24 protein-coding genes are annotated in these 20,295 nt (G+C 44.8%); 16 read left to right on the top strand and 8 right to left on the bottom strand.

Annotation, left to right across the window (positions count from 1 at the left end):
* Positions 1–301: 301 nt before the first annotated feature.
* Both DYE48_RS12710 and DYE48_RS12705 read left to right on the top strand, forming a co-directional pair.
* Positions 302–1,636, top strand: coding sequence for an efflux RND transporter periplasmic adaptor subunit (locus DYE48_RS12710; protein WP_115823963.1), 1,335 nt, complete (start codon positions 302–304; stop codon positions 1,634–1,636).
* The gene (locus tag DYE48_RS12705; RefSeq protein WP_115823962.1) at positions 1,636–4,713 is read left to right on the top strand and encodes an efflux RND transporter permease subunit; all 3,078 of its coding nucleotides are present in this window, start codon (positions 1,636–1,638) and stop codon (positions 4,711–4,713) included. The genes DYE48_RS12710 and DYE48_RS12705 overlap by 1 nt, the downstream gene beginning before the upstream one ends.
* A gap of 199 nt (positions 4,714–4,912) precedes the next feature.
* Here the strand turns inward: DYE48_RS12705 and DYE48_RS12700 are convergent, their stop codons facing one another.
* Positions 4,913–5,284, bottom strand: coding sequence for a PilZ domain-containing protein (locus DYE48_RS12700; protein ID WP_115823961.1), 372 nt, complete (start codon positions 5,282–5,284; stop codon positions 4,913–4,915).
* Positions 5,285–5,376: 92 nt separating this feature from the next.
* Positions 5,377–6,099, bottom strand: a complete 723-nt coding sequence (locus tag DYE48_RS12695) for a CBS domain-containing protein (protein ID WP_115823960.1) — start codon at positions 6,097–6,099, stop codon at positions 5,377–5,379.
* A gap of 587 nt (positions 6,100–6,686) precedes the next feature.
* Between DYE48_RS12695 and DYE48_RS12690 the strand changes: the two genes are divergently transcribed.
* Positions 6,687–7,016: a helix-turn-helix domain-containing protein gene (locus DYE48_RS12690; protein WP_089652036.1), complete on the top strand. Its 330-nt coding sequence runs from the start codon at positions 6,687–6,689 to the stop codon at positions 7,014–7,016.
* 15 nt (positions 7,017–7,031) lie between these two features.
* On the opposite strand, the gene DYE48_RS12685 is transcribed toward DYE48_RS12690, so the two are convergent.
* Positions 7,032–7,565, bottom strand: a complete 534-nt coding sequence (locus DYE48_RS12685; RefSeq protein WP_115823959.1) for a phosphatase PAP2 family protein — start codon at positions 7,563–7,565, stop codon at positions 7,032–7,034.
* 50 nt (positions 7,566–7,615) lie between these two features.
* Positions 7,616–8,380: a sugar phosphate isomerase/epimerase family protein gene (locus tag DYE48_RS12680; protein ID WP_115823958.1), complete on the bottom strand. Its 765-nt coding sequence runs from the start codon at positions 8,378–8,380 to the stop codon at positions 7,616–7,618.
* Between the two features lie 219 nt (positions 8,381–8,599).
* Between DYE48_RS12680 and DYE48_RS12675 the strand changes: the two genes are divergently transcribed.
* From DYE48_RS12675 to DYE48_RS12665, 3 genes are read left to right on the top strand one after another with little or no spacing between them, the layout of a single operon-like run.
* The gene (locus tag DYE48_RS12675; RefSeq protein WP_115823957.1) at positions 8,600–8,797 is read left to right on the top strand and encodes a hypothetical protein; all 198 of its coding nucleotides are present in this window, start codon (positions 8,600–8,602) and stop codon (positions 8,795–8,797) included.
* 36 nt (positions 8,798–8,833) lie between these two features.
* The gene (locus DYE48_RS12670; protein WP_089652032.1) at positions 8,834–9,079 is read left to right on the top strand and encodes a hypothetical protein; all 246 of its coding nucleotides are present in this window, start codon (positions 8,834–8,836) and stop codon (positions 9,077–9,079) included.
* A 47-nt stretch (positions 9,080–9,126) separates the two neighbouring features.
* Positions 9,127–9,345 (top strand): hypothetical protein, encoded by a 219-nt coding sequence (locus tag DYE48_RS12665; RefSeq protein WP_115823956.1) that lies wholly within the window; start codon positions 9,127–9,129, stop codon positions 9,343–9,345.
* Here the strand turns inward: DYE48_RS12665 and DYE48_RS12660 are convergent.
* The 3 genes from DYE48_RS12660 to DYE48_RS12650 are packed head-to-tail and all read right to left on the bottom strand — an operon-like array spanning position 9,330 to position 10,148.
* Positions 9,330–9,620: a hypothetical protein gene (locus DYE48_RS12660; protein WP_115823955.1), complete on the bottom strand. Its 291-nt coding sequence runs from the start codon at positions 9,618–9,620 to the stop codon at positions 9,330–9,332. The genes DYE48_RS12665 and DYE48_RS12660 overlap by 16 nt on opposite strands.
* Position 9,621: 1 nt before the next feature.
* Complete coding sequence (locus DYE48_RS21180; RefSeq protein WP_167449511.1) at positions 9,622–9,945, bottom strand: hypothetical protein; 324 nt, start codon at positions 9,943–9,945, stop codon at positions 9,622–9,624.
* 5 nt (positions 9,946–9,950) lie between these two features.
* Positions 9,951–10,148 carry a hypothetical protein gene (locus DYE48_RS12650; protein ID WP_115823954.1) on the bottom strand — a complete coding sequence of 66 codons (198 nt, stop codon included), beginning with the start codon at positions 10,146–10,148 and terminating at the stop codon, positions 9,951–9,953.
* A 43-nt stretch (positions 10,149–10,191) separates the two neighbouring features.
* On the opposite strand from DYE48_RS12650, the gene DYE48_RS12645 reads away from it, so the two are divergent.
* On the top strand, positions 10,192–10,608 hold the full coding sequence (locus DYE48_RS12645; protein WP_115823953.1) for a hypothetical protein: 417 nt from the start codon (positions 10,192–10,194) through the stop codon (positions 10,606–10,608).
* Here DYE48_RS12645 and DYE48_RS12640 read toward each other — a convergent pair.
* A complete protein-coding gene (locus DYE48_RS12640; protein WP_115823952.1) occupies positions 10,602–11,039 on the bottom strand; it encodes an Hsp20/alpha crystallin family protein in 438 nt (145 codons plus the stop codon). The two genes, DYE48_RS12645 and DYE48_RS12640, sit on opposite strands and share 7 nt — an antisense overlap.
* A gap of 365 nt (positions 11,040–11,404) precedes the next feature.
* Here DYE48_RS12640 and DYE48_RS12635 point away from each other — a divergent pair, with 365 nt between their 5' ends.
* From DYE48_RS12635 to DYE48_RS12595, 9 genes are all read left to right on the top strand, one after another.
* Entirely contained in the window at positions 11,405–12,712 is a 1,308-nt protein-coding gene (locus DYE48_RS12635; protein ID WP_115823951.1) for an ABC transporter substrate-binding protein, read from the top strand.
* A 176-nt stretch (positions 12,713–12,888) separates the two neighbouring features.
* Positions 12,889–13,749 (top strand): carbohydrate ABC transporter permease, encoded by an 861-nt coding sequence (locus DYE48_RS12630; RefSeq protein WP_089652024.1) that lies wholly within the window; start codon positions 12,889–12,891, stop codon positions 13,747–13,749.
* Positions 13,749–14,573, top strand: coding sequence for a carbohydrate ABC transporter permease (locus DYE48_RS12625; RefSeq protein ID WP_115823950.1), 825 nt, complete (start codon positions 13,749–13,751; stop codon positions 14,571–14,573). The genes DYE48_RS12630 and DYE48_RS12625 overlap by 1 nt, the downstream gene beginning before the upstream one ends.
* Positions 14,574–14,616: 43 nt before the next feature.
* A complete protein-coding gene (locus tag DYE48_RS12620) occupies positions 14,617–15,657 on the top strand; it encodes a LacI family DNA-binding transcriptional regulator (RefSeq protein ID WP_115823949.1) in 1,041 nt (346 codons plus the stop codon).
* Between the two features lie 49 nt (positions 15,658–15,706).
* Positions 15,707–16,429 carry a ThuA domain-containing protein gene (locus DYE48_RS12615; RefSeq protein ID WP_089652021.1) on the top strand — a complete coding sequence of 241 codons (723 nt, stop codon included), beginning with the start codon at positions 15,707–15,709 and terminating at the stop codon, positions 16,427–16,429.
* 13 nt (positions 16,430–16,442) lie between these two features.
* Positions 16,443–17,483: a Gfo/Idh/MocA family protein gene (locus DYE48_RS12610; protein WP_115823948.1), complete on the top strand. Its 1,041-nt coding sequence runs from the start codon at positions 16,443–16,445 to the stop codon at positions 17,481–17,483.
* Entirely contained in the window at positions 17,480–18,517 is a 1,038-nt protein-coding gene (locus tag DYE48_RS12605; protein ID WP_115823947.1) for a Gfo/Idh/MocA family protein, read from the top strand. Before DYE48_RS12610 ends, DYE48_RS12605 begins: the two co-directional genes overlap by 4 nt.
* Before the next feature lie 22 nt (positions 18,518–18,539).
* Positions 18,540–19,508, top strand: a complete 969-nt coding sequence (locus DYE48_RS12600) for a sugar phosphate isomerase/epimerase family protein (protein ID WP_089652018.1) — start codon at positions 18,540–18,542, stop codon at positions 19,506–19,508.
* 62 nt (positions 19,509–19,570) lie between these two features.
* On the top strand, positions 19,571–20,266 hold the full coding sequence (locus tag DYE48_RS12595) for a YesL family protein (protein ID WP_115823946.1): 696 nt from the start codon (positions 19,571–19,573) through the stop codon (positions 20,264–20,266).
* The last annotated feature ends 29 nt before the right edge of the window (positions 20,267–20,295 follow it).

Genomic DNA, 20,295 nt, shown 5'->3' with positions numbered 1-20,295 from the left:
TCATGTCGGTCGGTACCGGGTACAGCTGTTTATCCTGCCATACCTGGTACCGGAAAAAGCAATGGAGGGGCCAGGTATGAAAACAAATCACTTCCAAAATTAGTCACAATTTTGTCATTTTCGTAGGAATACTACAAGTTGCATTACAAATCGCGATTTAGTAACATTAATCGTAATTATGACTACATGGTCAGTGCGTTTGAATAGGGTATCCTCTCATCGATTGAGGGGGAAAATAGAGAAGAAAAAGAAGATAAGTCCGGGAGATTTACGAGAGTCTGATATGGAGAGGAAGTCTTAGATGAAACGGTTGATTTTCATGTTCATGGTGCTCTTCTTTGTAACCGCTTGTAATCAGGAAGAAGCCAATGAAGAAATAGAGGAGCGGATCACGCCGGTCAAAGTGGAGTCCGTGAAAAAAGAAGATTTTGTTGTGGAACGTAAACTGGTGGCCCGTGCGACCGCTGCTGATACTTCACCTGTCCTGCCTGAAACCCCAGGAGAATTGGCGACCTTGAACGTTGCCAAAGGGGACAGAGTAGAAGAAGGAGAAACAGTGGCCGTCGTCCGTCCAGGAGGCAATGTAGATAATCAGGTGGAATTGCAGCAAATCGCCCTGCGTCAAGCAGAAACTCAGCTTGAAAATGCTCAAGTATCAAAAGAGCAAGCGGCACAAGGTGTTGAAAATGCGAAGGAGCAGGTCGACCTTGCTAAACAGGCCTCGCAATCGGAGGCAAGTCAAACCGCTCAGGCAGCGGAAGCAGCGAAGCAACAATACGAACAAGCCAAGCAACTGGCTGATGAAACGAAAAAATTGGCTGATGAAGGGACCATTCCTGATGCGCTCTATCAACAAGCGAAGAACCGTGCTGATCAAGCGTATGCTCAATACCAGCAGTTAAATGGACAGCAGCCTCAGTCTTCGTCTGCAGTAGCGCAAGCAGAGGCGCAAGTCGATCAAGCAGAACAACAATTGGAGCAGACGCGTGTAGGCGTTGAGCAGGCTGAGCTTCAGGTGGAACAAGCCAATGTTCAATTAAACCAGGCTCAGGAACAAGCAGAGAATGAAGCGATCACTGCACCTACTTCCGGCGAAGTGTCGACATTGAATGCAAGTGAAGGGGATATGGTAAGCAACCAACAGCCACTTGCCACCATCGTCAGTCTGGATCCCATGACGATCACAGCTTCTGTCACCGCCGATCAACTCTCTCTTTTTGAAAAAGGAGCGGAGCTCACCGTCGATCTTCCTTCTTTGGAAGAACAGGTCACATCAACCGTCAGCTACGTCTCTTCCGTTCCAGATGATACTGGACTTTACCCGGTCGAAGCAACGGTGAGTAATGGAGATGAAAAGATTAAACCAGGAATGATGGCGACTTTCTTACTTCCAGAGAATGTGGTGGAAAATACACTTATTGTTCCGACAGACAGTCTGGTAGAACAGAATGATGAAACCTTCGTTTATCAGGTTGTCGATGAAAAAGCAGTCCAGGTTCTCGTATCAGTTTTAGAATCTCAGTCGGACTTTACAGCGGTGTCCGGAAACATCCCTGAAGATGCGACGGTGATTACGACAGGACAGCTGACCCTGTCAGACGGGGATCAAGTCACCATCATGGAGGAGGATTCCTGATGAAGCTTGTGAACCTTTCTGTCAAAAGGCCTGTCGGAGTCATCATGATCGTTGCTGCGATACTTGGTCTGGGATTTGTATCTCTAAGAAGTTTGACCATTGATTTATATCCGGAAATTGACTTGCCGATTGCAGTGGTATCGACTTCTTATGAAGGAGCAGCACCGCAGGAGGTCGAAAAACTCGTCAGCAGACCAGTGGAGTCTTCCGTCAGTAGTATTGAAGGACTCGAGGTGCTCCAGTCTCAATCACAGGCTGGGGCCTCGCTCGTTCTTATGCAGTTCAATACAGGAGTGAATCTTGACAGCACGCTCTTACAAGTCAGGGAAAACGTCGATCAGGTGACAGGACTTTTACCTGAAGGGGCGTCAGATCCAAGTGTGCTCCGTTTTGATCCGCAACAGCTTCCAATCATGACGGTGGGCCTTTCAGGGGATACGCCGGATGAGCTGCAAAAAGTAGCAGAAAATCGGCTGGTTCCTTTTCTTGAACGGCAAGAAGGAGTCGCCTCGGTCAGCATTGAAGGCGGACAGACAAAAGAAGTGCAAGTTCTCGTCGATCGTGCCCAAATGGCTACATATGGCTTGGATTCCCAAACGTTGATTCAGGCGCTGAATGCAGCCAATCAATCAGCCTCAGCAGGAACCATCGAGAAAGGGCAGAAGGATCTGCAAATCCGGATTGATGGAGAATTCACCTCTGTGGAAGATGTGAGAAACACAAGGATTCAATCTCCTTCAGGGGCACAAGTGACGCTTGATCAAATTGCTGAAGTGAACGATACGCTTACCAATTCCAACACCATCAGCAAGGTCAACGGTTCGTCTTCTGTCGTACTTTCCATTTTGAAGAAGACGGATGCGAACACCGTTGAAACCGCCGATAACGTGAGGGAAGCGATGGATGAGCTGGAAGCCGATCTTCCCGAAGGTGTTGGCACAAGCATTGTTTTAGATACATCAGAATTTATTAAAATATCGATCAACAGTGTTGTGTTGAACATCATCCTCGGCGGTATTTTTTCCGTCTTGATTCTGCTGTTGTTTTTGAAAAGTGTACGCGCCACGCTCGTCATCGGGTTGTCGATACCGATTGCGATTATATCGACATTTACTTTAATGTACTTCACCGGTGAAACATTGAACGTGCTGACGATGGGGGGACTTGCCCTCGGGATTGGGATGATGGTCGACAGTTCTATCGTCATTTTAGAAAACATCGTCAGCTACCGTCAGCGAGGGTATTCGATGGTCGAAGCGGCTAAACAAGGGGCATCAGAGCTTGCCCCCGCTGTTGTGGCCTCAGCGACAACGACACTCGTCGTCTTTTTACCGATTATCTTCGTAGAAGGCATCGCATCTGAATTGTTCACACCACTTGCGTTGACGATCATGTTTGCGCTCATTGCTTCCTTAGCGGTTTCTGTGACTTTGATTCCCATGCTATCTTCGAAACTGTTAACAAAATCTTTGAAAGAAGAAGGACGCCGGTACTGGTTTAACCGCTTTTTAGAAAAAGTGAATGATGGCTACCGCTCGATTTTAAGGTGGGTATTGAAATTCAGAAAAACGACCATTGCGATTACATTTGCTCTTATCGCAGGGAGTGTAGCCCTCATTCCATTGATTGGAACAGAATTCATCCCCCCTTCCGATCAAGGGCAGGTGGAAGTGCGAGTGAACATGCCTGAAGGGACATCTCTAGAGGAAACGGAAGCCCTCACAGAAGAAATTGACACAGAGATTGAGAACTATAGTGAAATCATAGATGTCAGCTACCTTTCCATTGGCGGGGGTTCCATGGGAAGCATAGGGAACGGCTCGTCTGACTTTGCTTCCTATACGATTCAGCTTGTCGAACCTTCACAGCGGGAAAAAACGACCCAAACTGTCATGGAGGAAATGAGTGAATCCCTCTCCAACATTCCAGGTGCTGAAATAGAAGTGAGTGAATTGGATGCTGGTCTCGGAACGGGTGCACCATTGCAAGTGCAAATCAATGGTGGAGAATATGAAGTATTGGACGAGCTTGCTGGCCAAGTTGCTTATTTGATGAATGAAATTGACGGGGTGCAAAATGCTACGTCATCGACGGATGAAGGACGTCCTGAAATGCAGATTGAAGTGGATCAAGATAAAGCGGCCCAATACGGACTGACTGAGCAACAAGTGATCAGCCAGGTGCAGATTGGTTTCAATGGTCAGGTGGCGACACGATATCGGAATGGAACGGATGAAATTGATGTGCGCTTCATCCTCCCGGAAGATGAGCGCCAGACGATTGCAGATTTAGAAGGAATGTCGGTCCAAACACCGAATGGGTCCCTCATTCCACTCGCCACCATTGCGGAGTTGAACCAAGTTCAGGGACCTGTGTCTCTGCTCCGTCAAAACCAACAGCCACAAGTGAATGTGGAAGCAGAGATTTCTAATATTGATCTAGGGACGGCAACAGAAGAAGTGCGTGCAGAGTTGGAGCGTCTGAATTTTCCTGACGGCTACTCCTATACCATAGGAGGACAGGCGCAGGATATGCAGGAAGCTTTTGGCGACTTGTCTCTTGCCTTGATTTTTTCGATTTTCCTTGTCTATGCCGTTATGGCGATTCAATTTGAGAACTTCTTGTTCCCATTTATTATCATGTTTTCTTTACCGGCAACCATTATCGGAATCTCAGGCGGATTATTTGTGACCGGCCTGCCATTCAGCTTGCCGGCCTTTGTTGGAATCATTATGCTCGCGGGGATTGTCGTCAACAATGCCATCGTGCTTGTTGATTACATCAACATCCTGAGACGGAAGTCGTACGATCGTTATGAAGCCATTTTAGAGGCGGGACCTAACCGCCTTCGTCCTATCCTGATGACGACCCTGACGACAGTACTCGGCATGGTCCCATTAGCAATAGGAATTGGACGAGGCGCTGAAGCACAACAACCTCTAGCGGTCACCATCATTTTCGGCCTGACCGTATCAAGCTTTTTCACGCTTGTACTCATCCCTGTCGTTTACACATACTTTGACGACCTATCCAACAAAATCACCGGCTTCTTCCGAAAAAGAGCCCAAAAAGAATAACTTACATTTTTTGGCGTACCAGGTCATCCAAATATTGGATGACCTGGTACGCCATTTTTTTACATATTAACGATTCAATGCGTGGCACCGCTAAGAGATCCTTAAGTGCCAGGCACCAAAATGCATAAAACAGTGCCAGGCACTCAAAAGCAATGGCAAAAGGACACCAATCAATTAAAGCAAAATAAAAAAGCCTCCATTACGGAGACTTCGTTTCCATTGAATCATTCTGAACATCCTTAAGTGAATCCCCAAGCTTTGCAATGATCTCTTTTAGTTGATCTGGATATTCAAACACGTGTACACCACACGTCATATGCTCCTCTTCCGTTTTCATCCAAATGAGTCGCCCTTCAGCTGTAAATGTCTTATTTTCATAAATGAAGGTGAGGAACAACTCATCTTTCATAGACAATCCAGGTTGAGAATCACAGGAAAAACGTAATCCGTTCATACTGATGTCTTTCACTTCCATAGGACCTGACAAATGGCTGCTGAACTTCTTGTTGTAAAAACCCGGGAGAGGTGTTTGGAATGGGTACCGGAAGGGTTCATGTCTGCGTTCATTCATGCTTACATCCCTCTTCCTAAACTAGGATGGTTTTATCATATCCTCTCAAGGATGAACGTTCAATAATTTTCGCTTTATAACTTCGAAAAAACTCAATCTTCCTCACTTTCACGTCTGTCCACTTTAATCAAATCCCATGTAGTCACAATTCCCATCGGCAGGTCATCAGGGCTTCCTGTTTCGGTCAAAATAACAGCCTTCAATTTTCGGTTTTCATTTAAACTTCTCTCAAACCGTTCTTCCAGGTCAAATACAGTAGCACCCGCTTTTAAAAATTCTACACTACGATCCTTTTCAACGGGGAGGACGTCTGAAGCGCAAATGTTCTCAAGGACGATTCTTTCATTTTTATGATTTTGAGACAACCAACGGACGATGCCGTCATTGGTTAGTAACCCTGAAAAGGCCCGTTCTTTTGTGTAGATAGGGAACTGAGAGATCCCGTGCTGGTCGAACGCCTCCATCACGTGACTGAGCGCTGTATCTTCTTTGAAAAAGAGGACGGGACGAGTGGCGAATTCCAGGGCTTCGGGCGGTTGGTCAAGCGTTCGTTTAATTCGTTTCAATGCGTTTACGACATCCTCATGAGGTGTGGCGATAAAGTAATCCCCACTGATCCGTTCATGAACGATCGCATTTCGGAGTTTCGCGTACTGCTTCAACTGGTCAAAGTGGATACGGATGACGCTATGCTTCAGTTTGGAACGCTGAAGAAGCTCCACGAAATTATCATTCTTCGGGAAGCCATTCAGTTCTTTCAAATGTTGATGGATCTGGTTGAATGTGATTTCAAACTGCTCCACAATGTCATTCATCTTGTTCACCTTTTTCCTAAGGATTCTCACTCATTTTTACAGTTAGTGTGTGAATCCTACACAAAAGTGATTCATAATCACCTCAATTCGACTTGTGATTTATCAAATGTCTATTGAAGTATAGCTCCCGATTGTGGAACACTAAGTTTCGAGACTTTTGTTGAGTGGATGGGGCTGCGGGGAATAGCTCGCTTTCCGCGGGAGCGCGGTGAGCCTCCCGTGGGAGAAGGAGATAGGCGAGATCCCGCAGGACGTAGTCCGAGGAAGCTCGGCACTCCCCCACAGGAAAGCGAGTAGCTTCCCAGCCACCCCTGACGCTCAACGTGGCAAAATCCCCCCGAAAAGTCTCGAACTCACGTCTTCAAGAATACTGCCATATACTTGAACAAAGCTAAAAAATGTTCGTTAAAGTAAAACTTTCACTAAATAATTTGTATGATTGTACGATAATAAAAGATAGGGAATAGGAAGTATACACATAGAGGAAACGAAAGCATACATAGGACTCCGTATTGATTTTCGTGCTTTAAATAGAACGGTTGTTCAATCTGTGCTATACTCATATCAACAGGAAAGAAGGTGAGATCATGATCGGTGAACGCATTCAAAAAATTCGTAAAGACCGACATATGTCGCTATCTGAATTAGCCGAAAGGGCGGGAGTCGCAAAATCTTACTTGAGTTCGATTGAGCGGAATATCCAGACCAATCCTTCCATTCAGTTCTTGACTAAAATATCCCAGGAACTAGACGTTTCGATCAACTTTTTACTCCACGGAGAAAATGAACCCCAAGATGAAACGTTAGACAAAGATTGGATGAATTTAGTTCAGGAAGCGATGAATTCAGGGATCTCTAAAGAACAATTCCGTGAATATCTGGAGTTTAATAAATGGAGAATCCACCAGAATAAATAAAAGCCTGACTCTTTTTTAAGAGGTCAGGCTTTTCTCTTTTTCTACCGGGAAACTCTGCCGGCTGCTGAAAAATTTATAAACGGTAACGAAAAGAACTCCACCTAAAACAGCCCCGATCAGTACATCTGAAACATAATGATGACCAAGGTACACTCTTGAAACTAGAATGACGAATCCAAGAAGGCACCCCACCCATTTCAGTCTACTTCCGATTACCCACAGCAAGGCGATAAAGATGCCGACAAATAATGCTTGCTCACTGGGAAAAGAGGCGCTCGCTTCTTTTTCTATCAATGGCGTGATCTCTTCAAGGGCTGCGAAAGGTCTTTCTCTTGGCGCAATCCAGCGAATGGTCCTGCTAATGACTAATCCCATCACAGATGCAGCAATGGCCGTAAGTCCGAGCTTCCGCGTCGTTTTCAACAAAACCAACAAAAAGAATGAAGCGATTATCGCTTTGTATCCCCATGATGAAAAGAAGATCATGAGTGCATCCACCCATTCGGCTTCAGAAAAATCATAAATCCATGATACGAATGCTTTGTCCATTTGGTTCTCCTTACATAAAGAAGGAGCGTGAAGAAATCACGCCCTTCCGTTTATTTATTCAATTGAGGGAACTTCTCTTTTAAGTAATTCATACTAATTTCCAAGCTTTCTAAAGGTGTGCGTCGGCTTTCATCTTGCTCGACGATCCAATACTTTACCCCGGCTTTCTCACCAAGAACAAACACCGTATCCAAATCAACGCCGCCTGTCCCGAGCTCAGCGAAATATTGTTCTTCATCAAGGGTCATGTCCTTCAAATGAATCAATGGCGTACGTCCCTGGTAGCGGTCAATCCACGCAGAAGGTTGATCGCCTGCTTTTTGAAGCCAGTAGATATCAAATTCCGCCTGAACCTGGTTCTCATCGGTTTCCTCAAGAATCGCTTCCAGTGGTTTTCTTCCATCCGGCAGCGGCTCCAATTCGAAGTCATGATTATGATAGCACAAAGTAAGACCATGTTGACGGCATTCATCACCGATTTTTTTCAAATCCTCAATTAAATTCACATAATCAGCTTCACTGCGGTCCTCGATGTACGGACATACCACATATTCGCTCCCAATCGTTTTTTGATCCGCGATGACCTGTGGGAGATTGTTCTTCAGTTCATCCAAAGGCACGTGACTGGAAGCAGCTTTTAAACCAAGTTCATCTAATAAACGTTTGACCTCAGGAGCTGTCAGATCGCCAAAACCGGCAAACTCCACTGCATCAAAGCCTAATTCGGCGACTTTCCTTAATGTGCCAGCAAAGTCTGCGGCTGTTTCATTTCGTAAAGTATAAAGCTGTACGGCAATAGGTATAGGTGTATTCATATCGATCCCTTTCCTTTCATCCTCATTTCATTTAATTTTCTACTCTTATCAAAATTAGATTTCCATTGTCGAATTCCCTTCCGAAAACGAAAAATAACCAGAAGAAAGTAGAAAAAGAACAACCAAAGGTAGGGGACAAAGGGCATTTTGCTGATTTTGAAAGTGTCTGGGTACCGCGTAAGATAACGCTATAGCCAAACAATCAAAGGTGGGATACGAATGGGTTGGAAAGAGACGATGCAAGAAATGAATGAAGTTCACAGCGTTTGCTGGATGTGTAAAAAAGAGCTTCGTGAGTATGAAGTGTGTACGGTTACAGATGGAGCGGCTCTTGAGATTGACTTTTGCTTTGAATGTTACGGGAAGCATGGGGGAGATGTAGGTTTGTCCGAAAAAGACACATTCCAAATGTTCTAGAATAGGATATCAGAAGAAAAGGTGAGGTGAATAGGAATGCCCGTATCTGTCGTCTTCAATCAGATCGCTGTCAACTCCATTACTGAAAATGGAATCATATCCACAGGGCAGAACAATCAGCCGGATTGGTCCTGGCAAGGGAAGAACAATAATGCTGCCGGAATTCCCGTCGGTTTTTTCATTGCGACCAACAATGTGAATACGATTATTGATAATGATGTTAATGATACACCGATCGTTAACCCTACCGTCAGCAACCCTCAACCAAACGTCCAATATTAGGGGGGCTTCTGATCGATATTCAATTTGACTCCATCTATGTCAATCACATGACGAATAACTCCGGCATATTTGTCGGTCCGAACACCCAAACCCATTGGGAATCGCAGGAAAAGCAAAATGCTGCCCTTGGTACAGTCGTAGGGGATGGAAACATCATTTCTTACAATGTTAATGTGATTCATGATAACGATAATATCGATATGCCGATTACGAAAATGGCACGTCCATCTAAAAAGGAGAATGGAGCCGATCAATCTGCAGGATGATCCTCCATTTTCTTTTCCATGAGTTTTTGTACCCACTCCGGGATTTCCTGGCCGTTTTCTTGGGACATCAGGTCAAGAATGGCTGAGTCACTTAAAATGGAACGTAACCCTTCGAGGGTATTGCCATCTCCATAGACGTTCCCAAAGCCCTGGTTATGTTTTTGGTAACTCTCAAATCCTGTCGGGATATTGTTTCCCATATTCAAACAGGAGGCATTTTCAATCGTTCCAATCCTTATGTTCCCTATGAAAAAGTAAGGAGACAGACCGGCCATATTAGGAATCCTCCTTTGATTTGAAGCTGAATTTCAGTCCATTGTCCGTTCGGCTCAAGGTAGGTCGTGAAGAAGTTTTCGGTTTCACATTCACACCGAAATTGTTCCCCATATTAAGAGCTCCACTCAATTCATCGATATCTAAATGATCCAGCTGGAACGTCAGTTGTTCAAGATTCGGATCATGGATATCGACTTGATCAAAATGGATGTGGTATTCCACATGCTTTCCCTGCATCCCTTGGATCACTTGTTTTAATTCATGAATCTCTTTTACAAGGTCATCGATATCCGCTTCCTTGTCACGACGTTTTTTAAAGAACATGCCGGCTACACTCTTTTAGAAGGCCGTTTGATGACTAGATGTTTATTATGTTGGAGGGTGTTTTTATGACCAATGATTTTCCCGTTTCCCTCCCATCTTTGTTCCACGGCCTTAAATCCGGATTGGAGGTTTGTTCCTGAAAAGATTCCAGATGCATCAGTGATTTGGTCAACGGACAAATTCTTAAATTGAATGTGACTCATATCATCACCTCCTATGACTAATGTATGAAAGGAAAAGATAAGCATGAAAGACATTATGAATTGGTTCAATCCTTTGGGGAAAGAGAGCTCTTTTCTTCCTGATGATCTAATGGATATGGGGAAAATGAATGATTTCGTGCAAAAGTCGATTCAGGATGCTCTGACACCAAAAGATCAACAAAAACCAAGCCATCCGAGCAGTGATTATAGAGTGATGGAGCTGATGAAGGAAGTTGTCGTTACCATCCCTGTTCCTTACGAAGTGGATGTAGAAGCGATAAGATTGAGTGTTGGAAGCGGGAAACTGTTTGTTAGCGGGATATGGGCTGAAAGGATGGAGATTGCGCTTCCTGCTCAGACGAGCAGAAGAAATGGGTATGCACAGTACCAGGACGGGGCAATTGAAGTTCGTTTACAAAAAAAGAGCTCTGATGAAAAAGAGATATTTCTGCATTATTGATGATCCTCTAATTCAATGGGAATATCCCTGTTTTTGTGGCGTTTGAAAATGGTGACGATCAACAGACCTTCTTTGTAGGCGGTCACGATATCTTCCGCAGTAAAATGAAAGGGCACTGGGATCACACGTTTGAAGCTCCCTTTCAATCGTTCGTTATGGATTAAATCTTCTTCCGCTACGGGGTAATCGGGAGTAATCTCCCCCCGGATAATCATGGACGTGCCTTCCTGGGTCAGATAGACCGGGTCGTTCTTTGTTAAACCTGGCAATTCAATCACAAGGACAGCCTGATCTTCCGTTTCAAAAAAGTCATAAGAAGGGCCGCGTTTTGGAATAACATGATGCATGTCGTTCCAGAAATCTTCTCCTAACACCTTCTCCACATTTTCTGAAAAAGCCTCCCAATTGATCGGACCATTCTTTTTCTTCATTTCTTTCACCTCACTCTTACAAAGTATGTGGAATCGCTTATGTTCATGACACGACCATAGAAGACGGAAAAAAACGAATCTATGTAAACGCTGTCTATTTGGAGAATTATTTGAAAAATGTTGTTGTATTTGTATGACCCTCGTGTTATGATTTACTCAACTTCATTAATCAATGAATTTTGTGCAAACGTATTCACATCTTAATCAAAAGCATTTTTATAACTCATTGTTGGACAAGCGGATGAGTTTTTTAACTGCCATTTGCGCAAACGTATGCGCGCATGTTGCACAAGTTAGAAAACTCTTTTCTTAGATGTGATATGTAAGCGGATTCAAAGATTAATAAATTAATAGGGGTGGATCAGATGAAAAGAAACAAATTTTATTCTGGGATTGCGACAGCATTGTTGGCGTCTACTGTAGCTCTTACTGGTTGTTCATTTGGGTCAGACGACAGCAGCAGTTCAGATGACAATGCTTCAGGCGATGCCGTTACCGTCGATGTCTTTCAGTTTAAAGTAGAGTTCAAGGACCAGTTTGAAGAGCTTGTCTCCATGTATGAAGAAGAAAACCCAAACGTGAACATCAACGTGAAAACCGTCGGTGGAGGAAACGACTACGGGGCTTCATTGAAGACTTCTTTCTCTTCTGGAGAAGAGCCTGACATTTTCAACGTCGGTGGACCGACAGATGTCGATGAGTATGAGCAGTACTTAGCAGACCTTTCTGATACAGATGCAGCAAACGCAGCACTTGAAGGGACGCTTTCCGGCGTATCCCGTAATGACCAAGTATTAGGACTTCCTTTCAACCAGGAAGGATACGGTCTTCTTTATAACAAAAAAGTTTTTGAAGAAGCAGGAATCAATGCTGAAGAAATCACAACATTTGAAGCTCTAGAAGAAGCTGTTCAAACGCTGGAAGATCAAAAAGGCGAGCTTGGAATCGATGCACCATTTGCCTTCCCTGCTAAAGAAAAGTGGGTCATCGGTAACCACTTAGCCAATGCGTATATTGCAGATGAATTCAACAATGACATTATGGAAGCTTATGAAGCGGACACAATTGAGTTTCAGATGGGTGACCAAATGAAACGTTTCGTAGACCTTCAAAATGAGTACTCTGTTCAGCCAACACTTAGCCTTGACTATTCTCAACAGGTTGAAGAAAACTTCTCTCTTGGAAAAGTTGCGATGATTCAGCAAGGAAACTGGGTTTATAACACGATTGAATCCATGGATCCTGAATTTGCTGAAAACAACGTCGGCCTTCTTCCAATCCCTGTAGAAGGGTACGAAGGCAGCATCCCTGTTGGTGTACCAAACTACTGGGTTGTGAACAAAGAGTCTGAAGACGAAGTCGTACAAGCTAGTAAAGATTTCTTGGATTGGATGTACACGTCTGATCAAGGTAAGAAATTCGTAACGGAAGAATTCAAGTTCATTCCGGCATACGAAGGTTATGAAGATCAGGAAATCGCAGATCCGATTTCTCAGGAAATCTATGAGTATGCGAACGAAGGCAACACCCTTGGATGGGTTTTCCTTGGAGCGCCGACGGGCTGGACTGAGGACGCATTCGGTATCGCTGTACAAGAGTATCTTTCTGGGGATATTAGCTGGGAAGAAGTAGAGCAGAGAGCAACAGATGCCTGGGAGAAATCCCGTAAGTAAGTAGTATGAATGGAACCAGTGAGGGCTTCCGGCCCTTACTGGTACTATAAAAGATCCCCTCTATTAGGATATTTAAATAGGTAAGTATGTTAATAGATGGGATGTTTTATCCAATCATATGAGATCGATATCATAACGCGCGGTTCGTGCCGCTTAAAGCATTGGAGGAGTAATACATGCAGAATCGAAGTTTATCTTTCTGGCTGTTCCTGACCCCGGTGATCATGGGTCTTGGTATAGTCGTCGTCATTCCTTTCTTATATGGTCTCTTCTATTCCTTCACGGATTGGAACGGGATTACAGCAAATGCATTCATAGGTTTTGAGAATTACATCAACCTTTTCCAAGAAAGTGAATTCATGGATTCGATTTGGTTTACGGTTAAATTCGCCGTTGTAACCGTCATCCTCTTGAACATCATGGGCCTTGGACTGGCTCTTCTTGTTACACGTAACATCAAGTCAGGCAATCTTCTGCGTACTGTATTCTTTATGCCGAACTTGATCGGTGGTCTGATTTTAGGATTTATCTGGCAGTTCATCTTCATCAGCGTGTTTGGAGATATTGCCGGTCTTACTGGAATTGAAGGATTGAACGGTTGGTTGTCTACGACGAACACTGGTTTCTGGGGTCTCGTCATCCTAACCGCATGGCAGATGGCTGGGTATATCATGATCATTTACATTGCTTACCTTGAAAACATTCCGAAAGAGTTGATCGAAGCAGCGAAAATCGACGGAGCAAGCAGCTTCCAACGCTTCAAAAATATCACGTTCCCGCTCGTTGCACCGGCCTTTACGGTCAGTATGTTCTTGACGCTTTCCATGGCCTTCAAGATTTATGACCAAAACTTGTCCCTGACAAACGGCGGACCATTCAACTCGACGCAAATGGTTGCGATGGAAATTGTTCGTACCGCGTTCTCTGATAATCAAATGGCTTACGCTCAGGCAAAAGCCGTTATCTTCTTCTTGATCGTTGCTGTCATCGCATTGACACAAGTGTATTACAACAAGAAACGGGAGGTTGAGATGTAATGAAAAAGAATAAAGAAAAACGGAATTTAATCTCCATTGAAATTCTCGGCCTTCTGCTTGGTCTCATCTGGATTGCGCCTTTCTATTTGATGATTGTCAATGCATTCAAAACAAAGCGTGATATCTTCTCGGGCGTTTTAGGGTTCCCGGAAGAAGTTGTATTCTCAAACTTTGTAGAAGCATTCATTGATTTGGCATTCTTGAAGTCACTGTTCAATTCTGTCTTGATTACAGGCTTGAGTATCGCCATCATCATCCTGTTCTCTTCCATGGCAGGATATGCCCTAGCAAGGAACAAAAGTAAACTCAGCGGCATCATCTTCTTCACTTTCGTTGCTGCGATGTTGATTCCGTTCCAGTCAGTTATGATTCCACTCGTTTCAATTTTCGGACAAGCGGACATGCTGAACGCTGGTGGATTGATCTTCATGTACCTTGGTTTCGGTTGTAGTTTGTCGATCTTCCTTTACCACGGAGCAATGACAGGGATTTCGAAGTCCATGGACGAAGCGGCCATCATCGATGGAGCGAACCGTTTCCAAACGTTCTGGTACATCATTTTCCCATTGTTGAAGCCGATTTCCGTAACCGTAGCGATCTTGAACGTCATTTGGATCTGGAACGACTATCTCCTTCCATCTCTTGTATTGAGTGAGTCCAATGCGACGATTCCATTGAAGATGTTCTACTTCTTCGGGCAATACACGAAACAATGGCACCTGGCACTTGCAGGTCTGACCATCGCAATCCTGCCAGTCATCGTCGGCTACTTCTTCGCTCAGAAACAAATCATCAACGGCGTATCTGAAGGAGCCGTTAAATAGGGTTGGAAAATGAAAGATGAATAGAGGAAAGGAGGCGATGGGCGTGTCTGTCACGATTAAAGATGTGGCTAGAGAAGCGAATGTCGCTCCTTCTACGGTATCCAGAGTCATCTCCGATAGTCCGCGTATCAGCGAACAGACAAAACGGAAAGTCAGAAAAGTGATGGAGGAACTGGGGTATCACATCAATTACAACGGGCGCGTCCTCGTCAGTCAATCGACACAGACGATCGGCATTGTAACCAAAGTTTCTACCGTCCACTCTTTCGATAACCCCTTTTTTTCAGAATTGTTGAGGGGAATCAGCGATGCATGTCATGAAGAGGATTACAGCATTTATTTGACGACAGGCAACACGGAAGAAGCGATCTTCAAAGAGGTTGTCAAAATGGTGCAGGGGAAGCGGGTCGATGGTGTCATCGTCTTGTATTCCCGTGAAGATGACAAGGTCGTTCCGTATTTAAGGGATTGCAATTTTCCTTTCGTGATGATCGGAAAACCTGTGAATCGAGCAGGTGAAACGATGTTTGTAGATAATGACAACATTCTCGCAAGTAAAGAAGTGACGGATTATTTGATTCAACTTGGTCATGAGAGGATCGGCTTTATCGGAGGGGATTCTCATTTTGAAGTAGCCAGGGACCGTTTAGAAGGATTTCGACAAGCTTTGGCGAATGGTCATTTAGAGGAAGACAAGAATTTACAAAAAAATATTCAATCGGGACTGGCGGATGCCGACCAAGTGGTGGAAGAACTGCTTCAGGTAAAGGACCCACCGACGGGCCTTGTCATCACCGATGATTATAATGCATTGACCGTCATGAGAGCATTAACCTCCAAAGGTTTGAAGCTGCCGGAGGATATGAGCATCGTCGGGTTCAACAACACGATGATTGCCCGTTTATCAAATCCCGCACTAACAACAGTAGATACACAGTCGTTTCAATTGGGGCATGAATCAGCCAGGAGCTTGATCGATTTATTGAACCGTCCGGACATGATCAAAAAAAGTGTGATTATCCCGACGGTCATCGTAGAACGGGATTCCTGTCACCCAAGGAAAACGATCAAACAAACAGATTAATTTTTTTCGCAGAAAGAAAGCGCTTATTTTACAGAAAAGGGGAATGAACATGAACGTACTAGTATGGAATGAAAACCGTCACGAAAAAGAAAACCAGGTCGTTGCTGATATTTATCCAGAGGGCATTCATAGTGCGATTGCTGATTTTCTTGGGGAAGATCATGAGAATGTGAAAACAGCGACATTGGATGAGGAAGAGCATGGATTGACCGATGAAGTACTTGCAGAAACGGATGTACTCGTTTGGTGGGGACACAAAGCCCATGATGAAGTGCAGGATGAAATCGCTGAAAAAGTTAAACAGCGCGTGCTCGAGGGCATGGGACTTGTCGTTCTTCACTCTGCCCACTTTTCTAAGCCGTTCAAAAAGTTGATGGGCACGTCCTGTGACTTGAAATGGCGAGAGGCGGATGAGAAAGAACGCATCTGGGTCGTCGATCCAAGCCACCCGATCACAGAAGGCATCGGCGAGTTCATTGAAATTGAAAAAGAAGAAATGTATGGCGAACATTTTGATATCCCGACACCTGAAGAATTGATTTTCGTCAGCTGGTTTGAAGGTGGAGAAGTGTTCCGTAGTGGGGCTACTTTCCGTCGTGGCAGAGGAAAGGTCTTTTACTTCCGTCCGGGACATGAAACGTATCCGACGTATTACAACAAAGAAGTACAAACCGTCATCCGTAATGGTGTGAAATGGGCGAACAACACAGAAACGCCGACACCTGTTTACGGGAATGCTCAACCTTTAGAAGAAATTTCAACTAAATCATAAAGGAGCTTTTAATATGACACAATTGAAAATTGCTGTAATTGGATGCGGAAGTATTGCTCAAAATCGTCACCTTCCGGAATATGTTGCAAATGAAAATGTTGAAGTCACAGCCGTATGTGACATCGTTGAAGAGCGCGCGAGAGAAGTAGCGCAATTGCACGGTGCGACTCTTTATACAGACTATGAAGAGCTATTACAGAAAGAAGAAGTGGACGCGGTGAGCGTGTGCCTGCCGAACTACTTGCATGCACCCGTTTCAATTGCTGCACTGAATGCCGGTGCTCATGTCCTTTGTGAAAAGCCAATGGCAACGTCCAAAGAAGAAGCAGAAGAAATGATTCAAGCGGCTGAGAAGAACGGAAAGAAATTGATGATCGCTCACAACCAACGTTTTGTTCCATCTCACGTGAAAGCGAAAGAACTGATTGAATCAGGCGCCATTGGAAAAGTGTACAGCTTCCGTACGGCCTTCGGTCACGGTGGACCAGAAGGATGGAGTGCAGAAGGGGAAGACAGTTGGTTCTTCAAAAAAGATCAGGCGTTCATCGGTGCCATGGGTGACTTGGGAGTACATAAGGCAGACTTGCTCCGCTACATCCTAGGCGAAGAATTCGTCGACGTGGCAGGTTTTGTCGAGAACAATGCGAAGAAAGACATCACTGTCGATGATAATGCCGTCTGTATTCTACGTTCTCAATCTGGCGTTGTCGGAACGATGGCAGCGAGCTGGGCCTACAATCCGAACGAAGACAACTCAACAGTGATCTACGGGGAAAAAGGAACACTTCGCCTTGAAGACGATCCAGAATACTCCTTGATCGCTCAATACACGAATGGCGATATCGTCAATTATCAGCTTGGAAAAATTCAATCCAACGAAGAAGGCGGACAAAGTAATTCTCATGTCATCGACCATTTCGTTGATAGCATTGTGAATGATACCGAGCCGCTCATCACTGGCGAAGAAGGTATGAAATCACTGGAAGTCATCCTCGGTGCCCTCCGCTCAGGCGAAACGAGACAAATCAGCAGCCTGGAGAAAATCACGAAATGACTCGCTTGAAAATGGGAATCATCGGAGTAGGGGGAATTGCCCAAGGACGGCATATTCCCTCTTTCCTTGATTTAAAAGACAAAGTGGAGCTTGCGGCTGTCCAGGATGTGAATGAAGAACGAGCGGAAGAAGTAGCCGAAGCCCATCAGGTTCCCTATGTTTTCAAAGATTATAAAGATATGTTCTCAAAAGTTGATGCGGTCACAATCTGTACGCCTAACAAGTTCCACGCGGAGATTTCTATTGCCGCCCTTGAAGCTGGTGTGCACGTGTTGTGTGAGAAACCGATGGCGATTACGACAGAAGAATGCGAAGCGATGATGAAAGCGGCGGAGAAGAATGACCGTCTTTTATCGATTGCTTATCATTACCGGTACACACCGGAAGCGCAGCTGGCTAAAAAAGCGATCCTCAATAATGAAATTGGCGATCCTCTTGTTACGAGAGTCCAGGCCATGCGACGCCGGAAAGTCCCAGGTTGGGGTGTATTTACGAATAAAGATTTGCAAGGCGGCGGCAGTTTGATTGATTTTGGCTGTCACTTGCTTGACCTTGCGCTTTGGCTTCTGGATGATCCAAAACCTATAGAGGTGATGGGGCGCACCTACGATCGATTGAGTAAAACGCCGGGACAGGTGAACGATTGGGGCGCGTTCGATCATGAAACGTTCAATGTCGATGACCATGTGACGAGTTACATTACTTTTGAAAACGGAGAGTCGCTTCAGTTTGAGTGTTCATGGGCGGCTAATATCAAGGAAGACCACACGTCACTTTCGATTTCTGGTGTCGACGGTGGCCTCAGTGTTTATCCATTTGAACTCTATCAAGCCAAATACGGGGCTCTGCTCGATAGTACAGCGAAAATTCGTGAAGGCGAACCGGCTCCTGGTCTCGCACAGGCAGAAAATTTTATCGATAGTTGCTTAGGGAATGACGAATTAGTCGTGAAGCCGGAACAAGCGTTGAAAGTGACGAAGCTGATGGAAGCGATCTATCAAAGTAGTGAAACAGGAACGAGTGTGAAACTATAAACCTAGCAGGAGGAGATTGTTCATGAAATTAGGCGTTTTTACTGTATTATTTTCCGATAAATCCTTTGAAGAAATGTTGGACCATGCAAAAGAAGCAGGCTTGAAAGCGGTCGAAATCGGGACAGGCGGCTATCCTGGCAATGCGCACTGTAACGTAGATGAGCTCTTGGAAAGTGAAGAGAAACGAAACGAGTACTTAAAGAAAGTTCATGATCGCGGACTGACCATCAGTGCTTTCAGCTGTCATGGAAATCCGGTTTCACCGGACAAAGCTTTCGCAGAAGAGTCTCATGAAGCGTTTGTAAAATCGGTGAGACTAGCAAGCTTAATGGATGTCCCTGTCGTGAACACCTTCTCAGGTACACCAGGCGGGCACGAGAACGATACCGCTCCCAACTGGCCGGTCACTCCATGGCCACCGGAGTATTCAGATGTGTTAGAATGGCAGTGGAACGAAAAACTGATCCCTTATTGGAAAGAACAAGGGAAGTTTGCCGAAGAACATAACGTAAAAGTCGGTCTTGAATTGCACGCAGGATTCCTTGTCCACACACCTTACACGATGTTGAAGCTTCGTGAAGCAACAAGTGATGCCATCGGGGCGAACCTTGATCCAAGTCACTTATGGTGGCAGGGCATCGATCCAGTAGCGGCTATCAAGATTTTGGGTAAAGAAAATGCGATCCATCACTTCCACGCGAAAGACACGTACATCGATCAAGATAATGTCAACATGTACGGTCTGACAGACATGCAGAATTACGGAAACGTGCAGACACGCGCATGGAGTTTCCGCTCCGTCGGGTATGGACACGGAATTGAAGAATGGTCCAACATTATCAGTGCACTTCGTACGTACGGCTATGATCATGTCGTCAGTATCGAGCACGAAGATCCGATCATGTCGATCAACGAAGGATTCAATCAAGCCGTGAAAAACTTGAAGTCTGTGCTGATTGAAGAACCAGCAACGGAGATGTGGTGGGCTTAATTTAGAAACAGCAAAACCCCTCTGACTTTTGAGGGGTTTTGCTGTTTAGGAAGGGGAAACGTATGAAACAAACATCAGGAATCAGAGGCGGCCTTTATGCCGTCAGCGAGTGGATCAGTAAATTCGCATTAACCAACCTTCAGTGGGCGTTGTTCAATCTGCCTGTCGCGCTATTACTATTGAGTTTATTGAACATCCGAGACACAAAAGAATTGTGGTATTTGCTGCCACCACTTGTCCTTTTGCTGCCTTTCATATTTTTCCCTGCTACCACCGCCATGTTTGCAAAAGCGCGAGATTGGGTGAGGAAGGATCATAAAGAAGCCGCTGATCGGTCTTATCTCAGCTATTACAAAGAGAATTATAAAAACAGTATGAAGGCTGGAATCGTTCTTACAATCTTATGGAGTGTGCTCGCAGCCGATCTTTATTATTTTTCTACGACGAGTTCCCTGTTAATGAATCTGTTTCTGATCTTGGGAATCTTATTGTTCGTGTACACGATTAACACATTCAGTACGCTTGTCCATTTTGATTTGAAAGCAGGAGCGGTGCTGAAAAAAGCGTTTATGCTTACGTTTGTCAGTCCGGTGTTGTTTTTGACGGTCGCGATTAGTTCAGGGTTCATACTGGCCGTCAGTCTGTACATCTTCCCGCTGATCATTCCGATCTTCACAGGATCCATCATCGCCTTTCTCGCCTTCTCCGCCTACTACAGACTCTATTTGAAACTGAATAATATGGAAAATACTGTATGACCTGGTCCATTTGGATGAGGTCATCTTTT

Source organism: Halobacillus trueperi (genome assembly GCF_003386945.1).
Classification (GTDB): Bacteria; Bacillota; Bacilli; order Bacillales; family Halobacillaceae; genus Halobacillus; species Halobacillus aidingensis.
Note: the sequence above shows the minus strand (reverse complement) of the source record. Positions and strands in the feature narration are given on the sequence as shown.